A 22,372-nucleotide genomic window follows, 5' to 3' on the forward strand; every position below is an offset into this window, starting at 1 on the left:
TTACTCCATTCTCAAAGTAAAATTATTGCCTTAAAGGTTTTAGGCAATAGCTAGTGATTAGTCTACTCTAAGGGTTCTATAATTGTCAAGAAATCGTAAAAATTTCTTCATATATTTTTTACAATTTCATGACTGAAAATCAACTATCACTTTCCGTTCCTGGCAGGATATAGTTTTCATTTCCCATAGGAAGATTTCTATTATAAAAACCATCACCTTTTTTTATTATTGCACCATGTTTTTCCAAGAGAGTATTGTTAGCTGATACTTGCTCTTCTTCATTTTCTGCATTTGCTGTTGGTCCATTTCTATCTATAGCTATACATTGAGGCAGCACAACTGTGCGATAACCTCTTTTTCTGGCTCGAATGCAAAAGTCAAACATGGCGTCATTACCAGATAGTCTTGTATCAAATCCGTGAAGTATCCTATAAACCTTTGCATCAATCATGCAGCATCCTGCGTCAACAAAAGCCACATCTCTTGGCATACTTCCAAGCCCCTCATAGGTATCTCTGAAAATTCTCTGACCATGAAATGCCGGGTAGGTGTTACCATTTTCATCAAAAATATATCCTGCGTTATCATAGGTGAAGCCACGTCCTAAAAAGCGTACACCAACTACCGCAACATCAGGCTGACTTAGGACAGCATACATTTTCTTTGCATTGTTTCTGGTGAAAAGTCGCACCTTTTCATCTCTCAAGAACATGTAGTCACCACCGAAGCGTCGGAAAGAACTTTCATCATAATCAATGTGCCATTTTTTCAGAGACTGATCCACTCGTCCCTCGCAAATTACACCTGATTGTCTCAGGTAATGAATTGCAAGCGCGAGATGTTCCTTACATGAAAAATTGGCTGCTGCGCGCTGCTCCTTATTCATAGGTTTATCTATCACACGCTTATGATATAAAAGTGATGGAATATGATAGATTTTTTCCTTTTTAAACGCCGCGCGCAGAATATATTCATAAATGTATGCATTCTGAGCTTTTTCCTGAAATGTTCCAAGTCTTTTGTATAAAGATTTGCTAATGCAAATAAAATCTCCTATGTAGTTTGTCTGTAGGAACAATTCTTTATTAAAGTCAGGTTTAAAGTGAGGATTACGCCTATCAAGACCAATAAGCTCATCGTGGTCTGAATAAATAATGCAAGATGCTTCTTCACTATCCCCATTTTCTTCTTGAATTTCCGTCAGCTTATCATTCAGCGCACTAAGGGTACTGAAGCTTAGACGATCATGCTGTCCTACATATACCAGCTGATTTCCTTCTGCAAAATGGGCGCCGATATTGTAGGCGTAGGCTGCTCCCTGTTTCTTTTTTAACCTGCGATAGTGAACCTTATCCACAATATCAGGGAAAAATTCTTTTATTACCACCTGGATATCATTGGTTGGATTGTTGTCTAAAATATATAACTCAAAGTCGCGATATTCCTGCTCGTCAATGGACTCAAGCATATCCTTGAACTGATCCATGTCAGTGTCAATAGCCCAGACAATCAGGGTAAAATAAGCCTGTCCCATTTATTTCGACCCCTTTCCGCCAAAAACTACAGCAACCGTTTTCAGAAGAATCTTTAGATCCAATAAAAGTGACCAGTCCTGAATATACTCTGTGTCGAGTGCAACAACATCCTCAAAATCGGTTATATCACTGCGACCACTGACCTGCCACATGCCGGTAAGCCCTGGTTTGATTGAAAGTCTGGCCTTATGATGAAGTGCATAATTTTCATATTCGTCAGGTAAAGGTGGGCGGGTACCAACAAGTGACATATCCCCCTTCAACACGTTCCAGAACTGAGGAAGCTCATCAATGGAATATTTTCTAAGGAAGTGACCAATAGGAATAATTCTTGGGTCGTTTTCCATTTTGAACATATTTCCTTTGATTTCATTTTGAGCCATAAGTTCTTTCTTACGCTCTTCTGCATCAATGTACATAGTTCTGAACTTATAGAACTTGAACTCTCTACCGTTTCTACCAATCCTGGTTTGGCTGAAAAAAACCGGTCCCTTGGACTGCATTTTGATAATTGGCGCAAAAATAATAAATGCAATGAATGCTATTACAAGCCCTACGATAGAGCCAATGATATCTATTACTCTTTTGATGAAGGCCTGGCGGTTGCTGGCGATATGCATACTTGTAGTAAGAACGATATAGCGGCCGTAAGTCTCCATTATTCTGTTTGGCATGAGATTGTCTGTGTGAATTAGGGATACATGAACTGTAAGCCCCTGCTCGACCAGTCGCCCTGCTAAAGTTTCCTCGCTGGCTCTGGTATTGCCATCGAGAAATACTTCATCAACAACGTTGGTTCTAAGATATTCAAATAAAGTATCAGAAGAAGCCACTACAGGAACTCCGCCTATCTCCTGGCCTGTCATATCCACATCTACCACACAAACGCCCTTAACCTTGAATTCCATGTAAGGGCTATGTGCAATTTCAGAAAGGCAGGTCTCAACAGTGCCTGATTCAGCCACAACAATAAGGGATGTCTTATTGACATCCTTAAGCATTCTTTGACGAATAACCCTCTTCCATCCACATCTGATTATGTAGGATACAACTACCATGAAAAATGCAAACAGACCAATGGCAAGTCTTGAATAGAGGAATGAAGTCCTCATTAAATACATGTAAATCAAGACTCCCAAAAAATTCAAAAGGGAATGCCAAATGGTAGCAGGTATCTCCTGATATTTTGTTCTTCGTAAAATACCCGTGTAGGTTTCTGTAAAAAGTACACCAGTTAAATCCAGAAATGGCAAAATAAATGCTAAATTCTGATATAGAGTGTAATGCTCAAATCTGCTGATGAAAATGATGGCTCCTTCATATCTGACAAAGATAGCCAAAAAGAGTGCCAGCTCTGCTGCAAGCATATCAAGCAGAATAAAATCAAGGTGCTTTACCCACGAGCGTTTCTTCTTCTTGTACAACTGGATTCTCCCTATACATTATATAGTGTGTATTTACTCTATTATAAATTACTTTTGTTTCATTTGCTATGGATAAAACTGACCTCAATGTTCTTGAAACAAATATTATTCCCTTCCAAAACTGTAATCAAATTTCTTCAGTGAGAGATTAGGATTGTAATATGGGTCGCCTGCCTCATAATAATCCTTCCATTTAGACATAAAATATTCTGTCTCTTCATCCATTCTGCGTTTTTTTGATGGATCCTCGTGGTCAAGTCCACGGCTTTTTGACTCCAAATGATACCACTCTGAAAATGGAGTATACACCACTAGCTTGTCCTTGCTTCTAAGCTTGAGACAATAATCCACATCGTTAAAAGCCACAGCAAGCTGTTCATCAAAGCCTCCCACTTCATCCCATACTGATTTTTTGGTGAGTAGGCAGGCTCCGGTAACTGCCGACAAATCCTGAACACAGGTGCTACGATAAAAATATCCCACCTGCTCACGGCCACTGCCAAGGAACTGAGAATTGGCTACTCCTCCTAAACCTATGATGAGGCCTGCATGTTGAACAGTGTTGTTTCCATAGTAGAGTCTGGCCCCGACTGCGCCAACATCTTCTCTTCGAATAAAGCCCATCATCTCTGTGATAGCTTTGTCGTTAATCATTCTGGTATCGTTGTTGAGAAGAAGGATATACTCTCCCTTTGCCTGGCTCACTCCATAATTTACCAGCGCTGAAAAGTTGAAGCTGCCCTTAGACTCTGGAAACGCTTTTGTGAAATCAACAATGCGAACATTGATATCATTTCTTAATTCAAGCTCTCTGTAGTAATCAAATAAAGCCTTGTCCGTTGAATTATTTTCTACAATAACAAATTCTAAATTCGTATATACGTTTATATCTGTGATGCTGTCGATGCAATCTCTTATATCCGATAAATGATTCATATTTGGAATTACAACAGATAAAAGTGGAGTGTCTGGCCACTCATATACTGTGCGGTAATATCCCAAATGTGTATCAAGTTCAACTCTGGCTGGTATACCGATTCTCCTGTAGTGCTCCTCAACAGCTCGACGACCGTTTTCGTATGCGTACATCTTTGCCTCTGGATGATCTGCAGTAGATGCAGGGTGTGTGCGCCAATGATAGAGTACTCTTGGAATATGGTAAATATTGGTGCACTGCTCTAATATTCTTAAGTCAAAGTCGTGATCCTGTGCCCCGTCGAATTCAGATTTGATTCCACCTGAAGCCTTTACCAAATCTGCTCTTGCCACAAAAAGGTGTGTGATGTAATTGTGAGAACAAAGTAAATCTATATTAAAATCTGACTTGAAATGAGGTAGAAAATATTCTTTGGAGTCCATGTCAATTTTATCCTCGTCAGAGTACAGCGCCTCGATGGTGTTGTCCTCATTTAAGGCCTTTGCTATGTAGAACATGGCATCCTCAGTGATTAAGTCATCATGGTCTGTGAAGCCGATAAAATCACCTGTTGCAAGTTTCATTGCCTCATTAGTGTTGCCTGCAATGCCTGTGTTTCCTTCAAGCTTTTTATAGACGATTCTGTCATCCCATTTTCCATCTGTGGCATTCAGGATAATGTCCTTTAAACCTTCCTTAGGACTGCCATCACCAAGGCAAAGCTGCCAGTGAGTATAAGTCTGTTTCTCGAAGGACTGAATCAGCTCTGTCAAAAAACGTTCAGGTGTATTGTACAAGGGAATAACTATGCTTATGACAGGATTGTACGTAAATACGGTATGACGCTGCTTATCTAATTCCTCTGCTGTAGTAGGATGTGCCTTAAGGAATTTGCGATAACTGTAGTGCTCTTGGTCATGGCCGATGGCTTTTCTGAAGGATTTGGCAACAGTCTGCTTAATTCCGTAATGCTGCAGGTACATAAGACCCTTTTCTATTTTATTGGTAGGTTCTTTATATTCTTTGATTTCGCTCATTTTTACTCCGCCTGGAAATTATTTTAATTTAAGTATATGCTTTTCAAAGCAATGCCAGCTGATAAATGCAAGTGGTATAACTATCGCTGTGGAAATAATAAAGTTGATGTAGGAGTTCATATTTGGTGCCCGATATCCGTAAGGCACAACGCCAAGCCAATCAAGCACAAGCTGCTGCACCAAAAATGAAAGGACGTAAACTCCATAAGAAATATCCCCCACTTTGTTGTAAAGCCTTGATGCTCCGTAATAATTGAAGCCCAGATACAAAACTATATAGGAACCAAAGGCAGCAAAGGCTATTTCATAATCAATAAAATAGGATGCTGCAACAATCCCAATAACCGCTGCAGAAAACCATTTCCAGGACAATATAATTTTGTCTCTGAATATATAAAACAGGATACCCATCTCAAATTGTAAGGAGAGGCGTCCTAAATTTACCAAAATAATTGTAGATAAAATGAAAAATCTTTCCTCTGTCCATGCGTATGTGAAAAACAAATAAACCGCTGCAGATAAGGCTATTAGCGGAAAAATCATTTTTTTATATTTTCTGAGAATTGGAACCAAAAAAAGTACCAATATGTAACACAGAACTTCGTATTGTAATGTCCATATACTTCCGTTTACGCTGTGATTGATATGATGTTCAAAAACCCCTGGAAGTGTGGTGTTGTTATGGTAAAAAACAAGGTTTAAAAGATACCCTTTTATATCCTGTGAAAAATATTCTTTAGGTGAAAGTGTGCTTATGGCAGGTCCGATTACAAAGGCTGTCGATAAGATGAACAATGCCAAAAGTGGCCAGATTCTAAGGAATCGCGCTCTAAGATATTTTCCTATATTATTGCTTCTGTCATAGCTTCTATAAATCAAAAATCCACTTATAACAAAAAAAATGTCCACCCCTACCTGGCCTGATAATGCCTTGTGGAAAGTCAGGGTGTACATCAAATCCGACTCAAGCTTGCCCTCGCATAATGCAAATGAATGCATATAGACAACCATCAATGCTGCGAATAATCTCACCAGATTAAGATTGTTGTCCTTCCCCTGTGACATGAAGTCCAACGTATTTTTATTCTCCATTTATCAATGTCCTTATATATCAAGTATTAACGGTGTAATTTTAACATATCCCCATAACACATACAAATTAATGTATAATTCGAGGTTTTATGTTAATATAGTCACTATGATTTAAAAAGGAGTAGTAATATTGAGTTCTAAAATAAAGGATAAATCCTTCAGATATATGATTTACACCATTATAAAATTTGTGCTGGCAGCTGTTATCACTGTATTGACATACTCTACCACTAAAAATGGCACCTACATAACAGTTGGACTTATAGAGCTATTAAGTGTTTTTCTAATATATAATTTTCTGGTTGATAAAAATAAACCTCTTGGTATTGTCAGCAACATTCTTTACTTTATCTATACCGGGCAGATGACTGTGCTTTACTTTGGTAACAGCTTTACCACATTAACGATGCTAAAAAATGTTAAATTCCTGGCTGATTTGGGTGGCAAAGCTATCACTTATGCTTTAGGCAGCTTCATTGTTCTTGCTGTAGTATTTCTCCCTGGATGTAACATGATAAAAAAGGTAAATAAAAAATATTTATTTGCAGTTTTAGCTCTTCTATTTATCTCAGAAATTTTTATTTACAGAGATTACAAGCGTTTTAGTCCAGTTCAAAGCTTTGCTACTATTTTTGCAGATGAAATCAGATATCAACAGGTTAAGCGTGCAGCTGATAATCCAGAAGTAGCACTCTCCGCCTTTTACCAGGATGAGTTATCCGATGGGTTTTCAAAAGCTGACGCATTACCTGAAAATCCAAATATCATTTTGATTTTTACAGAAGGGCTTTCCTACAACATCATCAGTGATGAAAGAAAAGTGATGTCAAACCTTCAGGAATTTGAAAAAGAATGTATATCCTTTGATAATTATTACAACCACACATTCCCAACCCTTCGTGGTGTGCAGGGTCAGCTTTTCAGTGGATTTAAACTCAATGACGATGCTCAGGGGAATAATCTGGTTTCCCTTCATGGTACTCTCAAAGAACATGGATATTCTACAAACTTCATTAATGTAGAGCCTTTCAACGATGATTTCGTTGCTTATTGCGATAATTTGGGTTTTGATCAGGTTATTATGGATAAAGACCATGTATCTGGTTTTGCTGAAGGCATGACTGATGTGGAAGCCTACGACCTTTTGATGGATTCAGCCAATAATCTTCATGAACAGGAATCACCATTTTTGCTTTGCATCTACACCTTTGGCACTCACGTATCCTTTGACTCTACTGATGATGTGTTTGGTGACGGTTCTGACCAGGAGCTGAACAAATTTTATAATCTTGATAGACAGTTTGGTGAATTTTTAAAGGAATTTAAGGCGTCACCGATGGCTGAGGATACAATCCTTATTTTCACCACTGACCATGCCACTTACGCAGATCAGGATTTTACAGACGCTTTTCCTAATCACAAAAGAGAATGTACAGATTTGGATGCTATTCCACTTTTCATTTACTATGATGGAATTGAAGCTGAAAAAATCGATGCAAACGGTCGCAATTCCCTTTGCATGACACCTACACTTCTTGATTTTTTAGATATTAACACTGAAAACTATTTCCTCGGAAGCAGTCTTTTTGATAAAGATGCATCCACAGAATATGATAACATTTTTTATGATGCTTCTTATTTGATAAGCACAGAGGATGGTGAAATAAGATATCTTGAGGATTTAGAAATAGATTCATTTTTAAGTTCTGTTTTATCTTACTTTAGTGCTCTGGAAGCACAGCGTTAAGCAAAAGAATATTAACGTACGAGGGATTTTGAGTTATGCAGCATTTAGGATTAGTGTTAATTTTGTGTTTTATTGCTTTGGCAATTATCACATTCTATTTTGGGATACACATAAAGGGGCGTCTTACATATATAAACGTCCTTTATGTAGTCTCCCTTATATACTCAATATTTGTCAGTGCGCTTTTCATATCTCACACTTCTGATTTACAGGTCTCTCTTCCCGAAGCCTATTTTAATATGTCCATCTATCTATTAGGGCTAATAGTCATGCAATACATGGGCTGGTCCAGAATCACTAAACTAAGGCCTTGGTTGCACCTTTTGTATCTTGCTTCTCTCACTGGTTTTCCCCTTATTACATACACATTGTCCATTCAAAGGACTGAATCTATTGCAGCATTTTCAAGCACAATTGTATTTCTGAGCCTGGCAAGATATTGTGAAGGTAAAAGAGATATTCTAACTTTTATACTACTGGCAATTGGCATCACTGGCACCATAATGACAAAGCCTACTTCAGCCATTATGTGTGTTAGTATGTTTTTGATTATACTGATTTCCACAATTATAAAGGAACAATCAGTAAAATCCGCCATTCCAAAACAATTCATCGTTTCCCTTCCTATTTATATTTTAGCAGTTTATTTTGCCCCACATCATACACTGCAACATTCTGTAGAACTCTTAAATGCTGAGCTAGTTGAACATATGACAATCACAATTGTAGCTTTTGAAATACTATGGTGCGTACCAGTATTGTTTATTTTCCCTTCGGTCAGAAAGTTTGCCAAATCATTGGCTTTACATACTGTCGCTGGATGGATGGCAGTTTGTATAGCATTCATCTATCAAATGACCAACGGAATAGATATACATTTAGTCACATTACATTTTGGTCTTTTTATTGCAGGTCATTACATACCATTCATCGCTGTATTTAGCTTTGCTGCTGTCAATGTATCCGAAGGACTTATTACTGAAGCAGGATTTAATCCTGAAAATGGCGAAATAACAATCAAATATGACTTAGCTACCTATGGACGCAGACTTATTTATAATCAGCTGATATATTTAATAGTACTTTCTTTTTCATTCGTATTGTTCTTTAGTAATTTTCCGTTTTACTTATTACGGATTTCATAAAAATATCCTTCCCCGATTCGGGGAAGGATACACCTCATCAGTCACCTCTACGGTGACAGCTTCCCCTCAAGGGGAAGCCCTTTTATTCTTCTTTTAGTCTGTACCAACCATCAAGAATTGATAGGTTTGGATTGTAGTATGGATCACCTTTTTCTAAAATATCTGGCCATCTCTTTTCAAGCTTTTCTACTTCGGAATTGAAGCGAGCTACCTTTTCTCCTGTGTCCTCATAGCCACGGGATTTGGACTCGTAATGGTAAAGCTCTGCGTGTGGATTGTAGACTATAAGGTAGCCTGCATCGCGAACCTTCATGCAGAAATCTACATCGTTGAAGGCTACTGCCAGGTCTTCTGTAAGACCACCCACCTGCTCAAATACGTCTTTACGAACCATGAGACATGCTGCTGTAACGGCAGATAAATCCTGAGTGGTAACAGCTCTGAACATGTAGCCTGGTTCACTGCGCTCAAGACCAACAAAGGTATGACCTGCGATACCACCGATTCCCATTACAACACCTGCATGCTGCACTGTGTTGTCTGGATAATAGAGAAGTGCTCCACAGATACCTACTTCTGGACGTAGGCACACATCCACTAATTCCTTGATACAGTCCTCGTTGATGATTTCTGTATCATTGTTAAGTAGAAGGAACATATCACCTGTAGCATATTTTGCTCCAAGGTTGTTAATGGCTGAGAAGTTAAAGCCTGGGGTCTCATATCTTACAATCTTTACATCCTCACGGCCTTCGATTGATTTGTAGTACTCAAAAGTTTCTGGCTCTGTTGAATTGTTTTCAACGATAACAAACTCAATATTTTTATAGGATGATTTGGTGTCTATTGATTTAATACATTTATCCAAATCATCTGTGTGATCCTTGTTAGGGATGATGATGGAGACCTTTGGCTGTTTGCCCCAATTATAAATGGTGCGGTAACAACCATAGAAAGTGTCCTGCTCAACCTTTGCAGGGATGCCAAGTCTGTCATAATGTGCCTGAACTGCACGAGCTCCTGCATCAAATGCATAGAGCTTGCTTTCTGCTGACATGGCAGTTGAAGCAGCATGGCTTCTCCAGTGATATAAAGCCTTTGGTACATGATACACATTGCCTGCAGCCTCGCAGCAGCGAAGAATGAAATCATGATCCTGGGCTCCGTCGTATTCTTTGTTGAAGGCACCTACCTTTTCGTAGATGTCTCTTCTGAATATGAAAAGATGACAGATATAGTTAACTGAACAAAGTAAGTCTAAGTTGTAATCTGGCTTGAATACTGGCTCAAAGTATTCCTTTGAGTCCATGGAAATCTTGTCCTCGTCAGTATAGATAACATCTATGCTGCGGTCCTTATTTATAGCAGCAACACACTCGTACATAGCGTTTGGTGCGAGAGTGTCATCATGGTCTGAAAGAACTATGAAATCACCTTTGGCTAATGCTATTGCAGCGTTGGTGTTATCTGAAATACCAAGGTTAGCCTCAAGATGAGTATATTTCACACGACTATCATTTCCATATTTATTTAAAATGAATGTACCAAGGCTGTCATCAGGGCTACCATCTGCAAGACAAAGCTCCCAGTTGGTGTAGGTCTGAGCGATGATAGAATCAATAAGCTCAACAAGGAATTTCTCAGGAGTCTGATACATTGGAACTACTATACTCATGAGAGGATTGTAGTCGAACTGCTCATCCCTCTGACGCTGTAGCTCTACCTCTGTAGGACCAAAGCTGGTGAGGAAGTCCATGTAGGTGTACTTTGGTGCTTCTGAATCCTTTAGCTTGTCGATGGCATGCTTGATAGTTGAGCTAAGTCCGTTGTCCTGTCTGTAAAGCTCGATACGCTCCCACAGGCTCTTCTTAGGAAGAAGATTTCCACCTGTAAGCACATGGGCTGTATCTACCTTGCAGTCGTAGGTCTGACCTTCTGCTGTGATAGTAAGTCTGAGCTTTTTGTAGTTTCCTTTAGGGAAAACAATCTCAAGTCCTGAATCACATTTTTCTGTAAGTTCTGGATAAACTCCATATACGTCTTTACGGAACATACGCTTTACAGTAATAGGGATTTCGGTATTGCCATCGTAAAGGTGAAATTCCTCCGGCACATTGCCTATAGCCCAGCCTAAAATCTGAATCTTGTCGTCAGATACTGCTGCACGCTCAAGGTTGTACTCGTATTCCTTTTTAAGCTTCTGAAGGTCTTTACCTGATGCTTTGTATACTACTGAGCGCACCTGATTTGAAGTACCATTTTCGCCTAAGACACAGATAAGCTTTAGGCTTTTAACCTTTGATAAATCTGTTGGTAAATCTATCTCACCAACATATTCTTTTGAAACACTTTTGTGGGCTGCGATATATCTGCGTCGAACCTCATTGCCTTCATTGATGGTGATGCGCATATCATAAGGCTGACCGTTTAATTCTGCTACAAGTTCGTAGCCTTTTGGGTTATCAAAGGGATAGAATCCCTGGAACAAAAGCGTATTTTTTTTAGTTAGATGGTATCGAATGAATACCACATTAAATGTATCTCTCAAACTAATCTACCTTCCATGTACCGGTTGTAATATCAAATTTCTGAACGCCGTCTCGGCAGTAACTATCCTCAACTACAAGAGCAGTAGCGATGTCCTCTGTCAAAGTGTGATTTGCAATGATGTCGTGGAATATATCTTCCACAACCACTGGCTCCACACGAACATCATCACTAAGATATTTTGATACACTGGCATAATGAGCTGTGTAGTCAAGAATTCCTCGCTGGAGACGTTTGACATCATCGCTGAGGTAATCGTCATCCTTGAAGTGTGGCATTGGCTTACCATCCTCCATGGTGAAGTGTGTCAGCTGTCCGTAAGGCGCTGCCAACGCATTTTCAAGGAACAACTGATATTTTAAAATCTTGCTCTTTGGAATAAGAGTAGGATCTGTAATTTCAAAAATGGCATCTGCCTTACCGCCGATTCTAACCGGCTTGTTGGAATGAAGGGCAAGGTAATGACCCTCGATGTCACGGCCTGTGAGCTTCATAAGGAAATACTGAATGGTTCCAGAGAAACCTACATCTACAACAGCTACATCGCTGGCACCAACTAAAGCTTCACGGATGTAAACCATGTATGCATTCTTTTCCTGCTTTGCACGGGCTAGAATCTCGTCCTTGTATTCTAAGAGCTTTTCAAAGAACTCTTCTGGAAGATCATCATAATCCAAGTGGATGTCCTCATCGTTTGGATGAAGGGCTACGCCAAAACGCTCACTTAGAAAATTGCTGAAGGTTCCGCGGTATTTCTGTGATGCAAGCTCCCTGATATCCTCTTCATTTTCAAGAGCTGCCACGGTGCAGGCACGGCGTGAGGTAAGGAAGTAAACCATATCCGGCTCTTGTATTTCCATCCCTGCACAGTAGGTCTTGATAAGCTTTTCAAGCATGTAGCCTTCTCTTGCAAGAAGTAAAAGTCTCTGGTGATTCTTTTTGTTTTCATCCACAATCCACTCGGTAAATCTGGTAAGAAGTGGACCCAGCACTGTGTAGCCAAAATCGTAAATATTTCTGAAGGTCAGACTGCTATCCTCTTTGAAGGCAAATGGTGTATTGAAAAGTGCACCAGATAAAGCCTGTCCAATCATTATAGAATTGGCTAAGGATTTGCCTGCCTCCTGCTTGAAGTAAGGGAAATCTGAAAGCTCAAGCAATGTATTGGCATTTAAAATAATGTGGTTTGGTATGTATCTTTCCATTGGAAGCTGTGAATCGCTTCGGAAATTGTCTCCCACGTGGATGAAGGTGTTAGGGTTATATTTGGTCATGAGCATATCCCACATCGAACCATCATCCTTGCGAAGTCCAACCTCGCAGGAAATAAGGAGCTCGTCATAGCCGGAAATACCGCATTTACGAAGTAAGCCAACAATCTGAACTCGGTTGAGATACATATCACTGACAAGGATAATACGCTTGCCCATGGCCTTAAGCTGATTGTAGACATCTACCATATCCTGTCTAGGGATGCAAAGTGCTGTCTCTAAATCGCCCTCAAGCTTTTTGATGTCCTGAGCGAAATCTCCGATAAGCTTATCATTGGAGATTTCAACATAAATCTTGTCAATAGTTGTCAAAGCACCGTATTTAGCAAAGGCTGCAGCCTCAGCATCCTTACGAAGCTGTAAGAAATCAACTGATACATTGTACTTTGATTTAATAATATCGCCCATCATGGTAAATACATCATCTGGATTGAAGATGGTACGGGCAATAAGTGTGTCAAATATATCAAAGGAAATGGTCTCATAGGTACCAAGCATCGGGATAATATTTTCCTTATCAAAATGAATGGTATTCATGAACGGCATAAGACTCTTGTTCTTGAAGGTCTGGCCTCCATCAGCATTTAAAATAAATGAATCAAAGCCCTGCTTTTTAGCGATGAAAGGAACTATTCTTTCGAGAGCATGGGCAAGAGTTCCATCTGTCTGACCAGCTTCCTCAGGAAAATCCTCGTAGGTGTAGCCGTGTTCAAAGAGTGGGCTAAAGGCCTTGGTTGAAGCCCAGAAGAATGAACCTGCAGGATAATTAAATACTGTAGGCATATCTCCTAAATCGTATTGCTTGAACAGCTCTCTTCCCTGGGCTGTATTTGCAAGCCATGAATAGGCAATATCCGGAATCTCCACATAGTAGTCAGGGTAAATAAGACCTGCATTTTGATTTTCAAACAAATCAAAGATGTAGTTCACCTGCTCCTCTGAACCTGTCAAAAGATTAAGGCAATACTGTCTCCACCCCATCTTTTCAGAGCCTGAATATAAAGACTTTTTAGTGTGAACATGAAGGAAATAATCATGCTTCATAATCTCTGAAGCAAACTCCACATAAAGAGGTGCCAGGTCGCGTCCTCTGTTTTGAAGCTTTCTCACATCAACAACATCCACCTGCTTAAGCTCGCGAACCTTTGCCTTTACTGCGGCAACATCTGTAGTCTCAGTAGTAGAGATATATAAATCAAATTTGTATGGAATATGTGAAAAGTATTCAACAAACTCATCCAGCAAATCCATGTAAAACAGGTGCAAATGAACGGCAACCTTTGGGCCCTCGTCATTTGCTGCAAGCTTTCTTTGCTTTGCTGCAAGCTTAGCCTCTTTGATAGCCTCCTTGCGGGCACGCCTGGCTTGGCGTACAGGAGTATCCTCGCCCTTTAAGAAAGACCTGAAGGCTCTAAAATCCTCGATTGCCTTGTAAGCCTTGGAATTAACGATTTCATCGTATTTTGCTGTCTGCATAGCATTTAAAGCTTCGATATTTCGGATATGAACATCCTTTTTTGCCACCAGCTCCTCAAGCTTTTGGATTTGGTAATCACGGCTTGCGATAGTAAAATCAGCGGCAGTTTTATTATTTTTTGCCACATGAGCCTGTAGCTCACTTAAGTTTTTAACGCCCTTATAGCAATATTTGCTTTGGAAGTGCTCTTCCATCTGCTGGTAAACCTGCTCTTCCTCGTAAGGAACTTTTGCAAAAGATGCTACCATTCCGCCAAAGATTCTGGCTCTGTAGAGCAGATAGTTGATAGGGATTGGGAAATCGAAGGTCCACTCGTAGTCGATAATCTCCCAGCCCTTATTTGTTTTGATGATATTTTCAAAAATAAGATCAATGTCGATGTATTTTGCTGCAAGAACTCCCTGTGGAAGGCTTACCTCGCCAAATACTTCTACAAATTCTGGAGTGCACTCAAACTGCATAGCATGAGGCATGTAGGCTTTGCGGATTGCCTCGGCATATTCTGCTGAATCCTTGCTTGTAAGGCAGTCTCCCTGAATGAATTCGCACTCGATGGTATCCCCTACAAGTTTTGTCTCATTTACGCAAAAATCAGAGCCCTGCAATGTTTCCTGCAAGCCCCTGTAGTTGTCGTAGGTCTTATGAATATGTGCTGTGGCCTCTGAGCTGTATGGTCTTTTGATGACCACCTTTGTGCCGTCCCGGTCCACAATATCTGTGATTATGTTAAAGCGCGGATTGCGCTGATTAGAAAGCTTTTCGTATAATAATCTATCCATTATCTGTTATCTTGCTATGAGCAGGTAATCACCTGCGCCTCCTCCTATATAGTCCTCTGCGTAAATCTCTGTAGTGTACAGATAATCAGGGTGGAGTCTAAATGTTTTGATATCTTTAAACCCTGCTTCATCAAGAAGTTTTTTAGCAAATGAAGAAAGACGCTCCTTTTCAGAAAGGGCATAAACCAGGCGTCCATCCTCAGCCAAAAGCTTTTTAAGGGTAGCCGGAGTCTCTGAAAGATTTCCAATGTTTAAAATAATGTTAAAGGTCTTTTTGATTTCCTCTATGGCCTTTTTTTCTACTGATTCTGGCAATAGAGACACGATGTTTTCCATGCTGTTTTTGTAGGAATCTGTCAAAAGCACAGTGGTATCACTAGCCTGTTCATCGACCCACTCAACCAGTGAAACACTGTCTGGATCAACCACAAGCACCTTGTCATTTGATGTAATATTGACCGGTGAAAGAGCATTACTTCTGAGATGCGAATATAATTGAATCGCTTCTGCAGTTCCTTCATCGAAAATTCGATTGTTATACTTTTCCTGTATCATCTGCCCCTCCGTTATTATTTAACTCGCTCTACACTGACCTGTGAATTCATATCATAAAAACCTACGGTGTTCTTCGAGCTGACCACCGTAATATTCATTATATCGTAAAGCCTGTTGTAGGCCACAAAATCAACTCCATCATAGCCAGTGCAGCTAATTGACATAAGATATTCGCCGCCCTGCATATCCATCTTTTGTGTAAAGGTAGCAACGTATTCCTCGCCCTCTTTACACAGACCAACATCACATTTTTCGTACATGGTATTAGTGCCCGTGACATCGATACCTTTGATGGTCTTGAAAGTAAGTGTGAATATCGGGTTGTTAATGTCTGTGTTAAAATGCACCTTTGATTTAACTGTAAAGGTGCTACCCTTTAAAATGGCGTTTGTGTAGTTACCATTTTCATCTATTATGGCAAAATCTACGATTTTGGCTCTGCCATCACCGTATTCATTGACATTTGGATTCAGCTGATAATGGGACTTCCAAAGAGTGCCATCATCTGAAGGCTGCGCCGCAGACTTTACAGACTGCTCATTAGCTTCCATTGCCTGGCTAGCCTTGCTGCCAAGATGTGGCTCCTGGCCAACTAAAATCTTTTTATAGATATCAATCATATCCTTTGGAGTGCCTTCGGCTACTTTATCACCCTTATTAATAAGGATGGCTCTATCGCAATACTTGCTGATAGCACCAAGGTCGTGGGAAACGAAAAGAATGGTCTTTCCTGCTTCCTTGAACTCCTCGAATTTTTTGTAGCACTTTGCCTGGAAGAATACGTCACCTACAGAAAGGGCCTCGTCAACAATTAAAATCTCAGGGTCGATATTGATTGCCACTGCAAATGCAAGTCTGACAAACATACCTGAAGAATAAGTCTTGACCGGTTGAAAGACGAAATCTCCAATATCTGCAAAAGCTAGAATCTCGTCAAGCTTTTCGTCTATTTCCTCGTTGGAATAACCTAACATGGTACCGTTTAAGTATATATTTTCGATGCCGGTGTACTCCATATTGAAACCAGCTCCAAGCTCTAGAAGAGCTGATATTCTGCCATCTACTGTGACTTCACCATGGGTAGGTGAAAGAACACCTGTGATAATCTTTAATATAGTGGACTTTCCAGAGCCATTGGTACCGATAAGTCCTACGCATTCACCTTTTTTAACATCAAAGGACATGTCCTTCAGTGCAAAATGCTCCTTGTAATGCTTCTTTTTGGTGAGACCCAAAGTATCAGCTACTCTGGCCTTATTACTATCAAAAAGCTTGTAGACTTTGTCCACATGCTTTACTTCTATAACACTCATAAATTCTCCTAATGACCAAATTAGTCCTATTCTGAAACATTTTACCATATTTGCTTATAAAATGAAAATCTGACTAATTTGTATCGAATTACTATTAAAAAGAGAGTTTTGTCATCTATAAGCATACGCTATAAATGACAAAACTCTCTTTAATTTTTCTAAACTCGCTTGAAAACCAAAATCACAACTTAATGCTTCCCCAAGAGTTTGCTCGCCACTTAAGCTCTCCAGGAATATGATTACGTTCTATTGTAAGTTCAAGACCTCGTACACAATCCAAATCCACACCTTCATCATAAGGATTGAGAACGTATACTGTGTAGAAGGTTTTATAGGTTCCCGGCTGAATCATTGATAAATCCACAGTTACTTCAAATTCGCCTTCCTCTCCTGCAATTCCACCTATTACATTTTCAAAAATCTGTGTTGCAAATGGGTGGTCACTGTCAGACATAAACTCAACTCGTATACCTGCATTTTGAACATTGTTTATATTTTTATATTTAAATAATAGACGCATCTTATCATCAGAAAATACGTTATTATCCTTGTCAATATATTCAGCCCAAGTAAGTCTCACATCATCTCTTTGAAGCCAACCTGGTCTCATATATTTAGTGTAATCTGAGGTGGTTTCTGTTTTGTACTTTACACCATTATACAGTTTAACAGCTTCATCTACTGAACCGTCAAATGCAAGTCTGCCATGCTGCAAAACTATACATCTATCACAAAGATTATGTACTGTATCCATATTGTGGCTGACGTACAGGATTGTTCTTCCCTCGGTCTTTGCTATTTCACGCATTTTGTCTAAGCATTTATGCTGAAACTTGATATCTCCAACTGCCAGTACCTCATCCATTATCATAATATCGGAGTCAAGATGAGCCGCCACCGAAAAAGCCAGTTTTACATACATTCCAGATGAATATCTTTTAACAGGAGTATCAATGAATTCAATGCACTCAGAAAAATCGATAATAGAAGCAAGTTTTTCATCTATTTCCTGTCGACGCATTCCCAAAATTGATCCGTTGAGATAAATGTTTTCTCTTCCGGTCAGTTCGGGATGAAAACCGGTTCCAACCTCTAGCATACTTGATACTTTTCCATCGATATATATATTTCCTCTTGTTGGAGATGTGATACGTGATATTAACTTTAACAGTGTAGATTTACCAGCGCCATTTGAACCGATGATTCCTACACATTCACCACGATGTATTTCCAGTGAAACATCATCCAGCGCAGTAAACACTTTATTATGTCCCTGTAATGTATCATCAACACCTTTGCTTTTTAATTTTCGCCGGCGCAGAGCATCCTTAAATGTTTCTCCAGTAACAGTTCCTAAAATATAGTCTTTACCTACATTTTCTATTTTTAAAACTACATCATTGTTCATCAAAATCGTTTCCTCTAATTCCAATATCGGCCCACTTTTTGGCATACTTGGTGTTTCTCAAGTAATCCAACTGCTTACCTAAATCCTCTGCACTTAAATCTCTAAGCTTATATTCGATATGAAATCCTATGAGATTGCTAAAAAATACCTTGAAATCTTTTACCAATGGCTTGTTATAGGATTTGCATTTTTCATAGAAATACTCGCTCAATTTATACAATTTTATCAACATAGTATCCAACGACGCTTTGTTGACTAGTGATCCAGGTGTAATTCTATAAAAATAAAGCATATTGCATAGCTTGAATATGGTCTTAACATGAAGCAAATATTCAAGAGTAAAGCATAAATCTTCTGCAAAAATTATCTTAGTATCTACAAAACGAATATTATATTCATCAATAATGCTTTTCTTATATATTCTTCCACAAGCTTCCCAACCATCTCTATACAAACTTAAATGATTACAAATATAGTCACTCAAATCTTTATCCTTTGGAAAGCTTTGTCCGTGATTTTCAACAGAATAAATTACCTTATCACCTATATTTCCTTCTACATCAACTCGTCTAAAGTTGTATGTATACATTTGCGCATCACATTCACTTTTAGCATCCTCAAGCAAAGTAAAAAAATCCTCTGAAATCATATCATCGCTATCTACAAAGACAATCCATTTTCCCTTAGCAACTTCAAGCCCTGCGTTTCTTGCAGAAGAAAGGCCACCGTTTTCTTTATGAATAACCCTGCACCCTCCCTCATACTCTGCTGCAAATTCATCGCATATTTTTCCTGAATTATCAGTACTTCCATCATCAACTAAGATGATTTCATAATCCCTAAAATTCTGTTTTGAAACAGAGCTTAGACAAGCTTTCAAATAAGATTCTGTATTATAAACCGGAATTATAACACTATATTCCATTAACTCACTCTCTTTAAACTAATTAAAAAGCTTTTCAATTTCTGAGACTCTCTTATCAAAATCTATAATCTTTTTTCTCTCAGAAATTTTTTCTTTGTAGTAACTATGAAGTTCTGGGTTATCCAGTACTCTTTTCATATTTTGGTAAATTCCGTCCACCCCTATCGGCATAACAATACCGTATTCGCTGTCACCTAAAAGTTCTCTAGCACCAGAGCAGTCAGTTAAAAGCATAGGCACATCTAGAATTGCAGCTTCTTGACTTACCAACGAATACCCTTCGAATATAGAGCTTGAGATAAACCAATCCGCGATAGCCATGTATTTATATGGATTTTTTCTTCCACCTATAAATTTACAGCTCTTCGCACCTGTTTCTCTAAGGGTCTTCTGAATTCTTTCATATTCATCTCCACCCCATTTCCCTTTAGAGCCAATAACTATAATTTCAAAGTTATAACCCTCATCTTCAAGCATTTTAGCCGCCTGTATAAGAAGAGTGTATCCTTTCTGCTCATTCAATCTACCTACAGAAATAAATCTTACCGGACGCTTTTCTTCAGGAAGATTCATTGAGTCAATATCTGTTACCAGTTCCTTGGATCTTTTTATTATATGATCCACATTTATTGGATTATATCTAACAATAAGATTTCCAGGGTTACCTATCACATCACTGACACCCTTTTTAACATCCTTGGCCACGCAGACAATATTGTCGTACTTCTGCATAACCTTAACTTCGTTTTCTTCATTTCCAAATATATATTTTGAATCATAATGACTATTGTAATCAGTATGATTCCATGCAAATTTTTTAGGGATATTGTATCTGGTACCTCTCCAAAGAGGCCAACCATCCTTCATGCACAGCAGGACATCAAATCCCATGACATTTACCATATGCTCAACTATGGCTCTGTATGGTTTTCTCAACCAAAACCAAAAACCTTTCTCAGCGTCAGGATCTTTTATCCATTTTGAAAGACTTAGGTACGCTACATCACTAGGATAATAATCATAAAAACGTTTATCATAATCAAAGGTCATAATGGTAATATCATACTTTTTATGCCATGCCCACACTAAATCGTACATGAGCTTTTCTACCCCTCCGCCCACGACAATATCATTTGTAAACAGAATTTTTTTCTTCATAGCACTCCTTATTTTTTATACTCCTAGATAATATCTATGAAATCCTTTTCAGTCTGATTAAACAATACTACTGCTGCCATTGTTAGCACCAATGTAAAAATAGTACTGTACAACAGAGCCAACACATTAATCTCTCCTGTACCTAACACGCAATAACGAAATGCCTCTACAAAAGACGAAATTGGATTAATATATACCACTCCCTGAATAAATTCTGGCAACTGACTAGAAGAATATATAACAGGTGAAACATACATCATCACTGTAGTAAGTAACCCCACCATATGCGAAAAATCTCTATATTTTATAGTTATACATGAAACAATCAGTCCCATCGCTGTTCCCATCATGGACATTAAAAATGCTATAGGTATAACAAACAGGATTTTTGCTCCTATCATCTGAGCATCTCCAGCCAAATAAAAGAATAGCCATGCAACCATAGTCACTATAAACTTGATTCCTACTCTTATAGCATTAAATAGGATATTTGCGATTGGCATTATAAGTCTTGGGAAATATACCTTGCCAAAAAGATAACTGTTTTCCAGCAGAACTCCTGTATTGCTTCCAAAACAGCTAATAAAGAAATCCCATACCACACTTCCCGTCATGTAAAAAAGAAAATACGGTGTTCCATCCGATGAAAATTTACCTACATATCCAAATACAAAGGAAAAAATTCCTGAATTGATAATTAAACTAAAAATCAACCATAATGGACCTAATATTGTCTGTTTATACTGAACCTCATAGTTTCTTTTAACTAAAGTCCACACTAATTCTCTGTATTTAATAATTTCCTTTACCGGCACCCTAAACAATGGAACCTTTGGCTCTATAACCGTTGTCCAATTCTTATTCATTTTCATCCTCAATCAACTTTTCAATTTCTCTAATACGTTCCTGATAAGTAATGATTTTCTTTCGCTCCATAATCTTGTTTTTGTAATATTCATGAAGACTCGGGTCATCCATTACTCTCTTCATAGCTTTATAGATTCCTACAACATGTATTGGAGTAACAATTCCATACTCGCTGTCACCAAGCAGCTCTCTAACTCCTGAGCAGTCTGTAAGAATCATTGGAATATCAAGCAGTGCTGCTTCCTGGCTCACAAGAGAATATCCCTCATAAATAGAACTTGAAATAAACCAATCTGCAGCTGCAATATATTTGTATGAGTTTTGACGTGGTCCTATAAACTTACAACTGGTAACACCTGTTTTATATAATCTTTCCTGAATCTTCTCATATTCATTGCCCCATGGTTCTCTTCCACCAATAACAATTACTTCGAAATTGTATCCTTCATCTTCCAGTGCTCTACAAGCTTCAATCAAAAGAGGATACCCCTTTTGATCATTAATTCTGCCTACACTGACAAATCTAAATGGTTGTTTATCCTTTGGTAATTCCAACGAATCAATATCCACTACCGGTTCCTTGGCCTTTTTTAATACATTCTCAATATTGATTGGATTGTATTTAACAATAAGATTCCCTGGGTCACCTATAACATCACATACACCTTTTTTTATATCCTGGGACACACATATTATATTTTTAAACTGCTGCATGGCTTTGACTTCATTTTCTTTACTGCCAAAAATGTGCTCAGTGTAATAATGATTATTGTAATCTGTATGGTTCCATGCATATTTCAAAGGAATATCGTATTTTAATGCACTTAATAGCGTTCCACCATCTTTCATACAAAGCAAAACATCAAAATTCATCTTTTTGATTTTGCCCATAAAAGTACGCTCATATATTTTACGATTGATATAGCTATAGACATGAACAACGAAATTTGATTTATACTCCTTTGGAACGCTTTCAGAGATATATCTAACATCCGTAGGATACTGGTCGTAGAATGACTCATCATATTTATAGGTCATGACAGTGATGTCGTATTTTTCGTGCCATGCCCATACTAAATCATACATAAGTTTTTCCACGCCACCACCATAGGCTAAATCATTCATTATAAGAATTCTCTTTTTCATTGATGGTTCCTTCTTTTATTCCTATAAAAA

The 22,372-nt window shown here is 38.6% G+C and carries 15 protein-coding genes; 2 read left to right on the forward strand and 13 right to left on the reverse strand.

What is annotated here, in order from left to right; genetic code table 11:
• Positions 1–139 precede the first annotated feature (139 nt).
• The 4 genes from BLV53_RS11375 to BLV53_RS11390 all read right to left on the reverse strand — a co-directional run bounded on the left by BLV53_RS11375 (position 140) and on the right by BLV53_RS11390 (position 6,004).
• A complete protein-coding gene (locus tag BLV53_RS11375; RefSeq protein ID WP_090300934.1) occupies positions 140–1,534 on the reverse strand; it encodes a glycosyltransferase family 2 protein in 1,395 nt (464 codons plus the stop codon).
• Positions 1,535–2,959 (reverse strand): sugar transferase, encoded by a 1,425-nt coding sequence (locus BLV53_RS11380; protein ID WP_090300936.1) that lies wholly within the window; start codon positions 2,957–2,959, stop codon positions 1,535–1,537. It lies immediately after the preceding gene.
• Between the two features lie 105 nt (positions 2,960–3,064).
• Positions 3,065–4,912 (reverse strand): glycosyltransferase family 2 protein, encoded by a 1,848-nt coding sequence (locus tag BLV53_RS11385; RefSeq protein ID WP_090300938.1) that lies wholly within the window; start codon positions 4,910–4,912, stop codon positions 3,065–3,067.
• An 18-nt stretch (positions 4,913–4,930) separates the two neighbouring features.
• The gene (locus tag BLV53_RS11390; protein ID WP_090300940.1) at positions 4,931–6,004 is read right to left on the reverse strand and encodes an acyltransferase family protein; all 1,074 of its coding nucleotides are present in this window, start codon (positions 6,002–6,004) and stop codon (positions 4,931–4,933) included.
• Between the two features lie 130 nt (positions 6,005–6,134).
• On the opposite strand from BLV53_RS11390, the gene BLV53_RS11395 reads away from it, so the two are divergent.
• The gene (locus BLV53_RS11395) at positions 6,135–7,751 is read left to right on the forward strand and encodes an LTA synthase family protein (RefSeq protein WP_090300942.1); all 1,617 of its coding nucleotides are present in this window, start codon (positions 6,135–6,137) and stop codon (positions 7,749–7,751) included.
• Positions 7,752–7,786: 35 nt separating this feature from the next.
• Positions 7,787–8,896: a hypothetical protein gene (locus tag BLV53_RS11400; protein ID WP_090300944.1), complete on the forward strand. Its 1,110-nt coding sequence runs from the start codon at positions 7,787–7,789 to the stop codon at positions 8,894–8,896.
• 82 nt (positions 8,897–8,978) lie between these two features.
• Here the strand turns inward: BLV53_RS11400 and BLV53_RS11405 are convergent, their stop codons facing one another.
• The 9 genes from BLV53_RS11405 to BLV53_RS11445 all read right to left on the reverse strand — a co-directional run bounded on the left by BLV53_RS11405 (position 8,979) and on the right by BLV53_RS11445 (position 22,342).
• Positions 8,979–11,444 (reverse strand): glycosyltransferase family 2 protein, encoded by a 2,466-nt coding sequence (locus BLV53_RS11405; protein ID WP_090300946.1) that lies wholly within the window; start codon positions 11,442–11,444, stop codon positions 8,979–8,981.
• Between the two features lies 1 nt (position 11,445).
• Positions 11,446–14,970, reverse strand: a complete 3,525-nt coding sequence (locus tag BLV53_RS11410) for a rhamnan synthesis F family protein (RefSeq protein ID WP_090300948.1) — start codon at positions 14,968–14,970, stop codon at positions 11,446–11,448.
• A 6-nt stretch (positions 14,971–14,976) separates the two neighbouring features.
• Positions 14,977–15,525, reverse strand: a complete 549-nt coding sequence (locus BLV53_RS11415; RefSeq protein WP_090300951.1) for a hypothetical protein — start codon at positions 15,523–15,525, stop codon at positions 14,977–14,979.
• A 14-nt stretch (positions 15,526–15,539) separates the two neighbouring features.
• Complete coding sequence (locus BLV53_RS11420) at positions 15,540–16,838, reverse strand: ABC transporter ATP-binding protein (protein WP_090300953.1); 1,299 nt, start codon at positions 16,836–16,838, stop codon at positions 15,540–15,542.
• Between the two features lie 181 nt (positions 16,839–17,019).
• Positions 17,020–18,246, reverse strand: a complete 1,227-nt coding sequence (locus BLV53_RS11425; RefSeq protein WP_090300955.1) for an ABC transporter ATP-binding protein — start codon at positions 18,244–18,246, stop codon at positions 17,020–17,022.
• Entirely contained in the window at positions 18,236–19,171 is a 936-nt protein-coding gene (locus BLV53_RS11430; protein ID WP_090300957.1) for a glycosyltransferase family 2 protein, read from the reverse strand. The genes BLV53_RS11425 and BLV53_RS11430 overlap by 11 nt, the downstream gene beginning before the upstream one ends.
• Positions 19,172–19,189: 18 nt before the next feature.
• On the reverse strand, positions 19,190–20,329 hold the full coding sequence (locus tag BLV53_RS11435; protein ID WP_090300959.1) for a glycosyltransferase: 1,140 nt from the start codon (positions 20,327–20,329) through the stop codon (positions 19,190–19,192).
• A gap of 23 nt (positions 20,330–20,352) precedes the next feature.
• Entirely contained in the window at positions 20,353–21,195 is an 843-nt protein-coding gene (locus BLV53_RS11440) for an ABC transporter permease (protein ID WP_170830836.1), read from the reverse strand.
• Positions 21,188–22,342 carry a glycosyltransferase gene (locus BLV53_RS11445; RefSeq protein WP_090300963.1) on the reverse strand — a complete coding sequence of 385 codons (1,155 nt, stop codon included), beginning with the start codon at positions 22,340–22,342 and terminating at the stop codon, positions 21,188–21,190. The genes BLV53_RS11440 and BLV53_RS11445 overlap by 8 nt, the downstream gene beginning before the upstream one ends.
• Positions 22,343–22,372 lie beyond the last annotated feature (30 nt).

The sequence above is a fragment of the Pseudobutyrivibrio sp. ACV-2 genome (genome assembly GCF_900107545.1).
Lineage (GTDB): Bacteria > Bacillota > Clostridia > Lachnospirales > Lachnospiraceae > Pseudobutyrivibrio.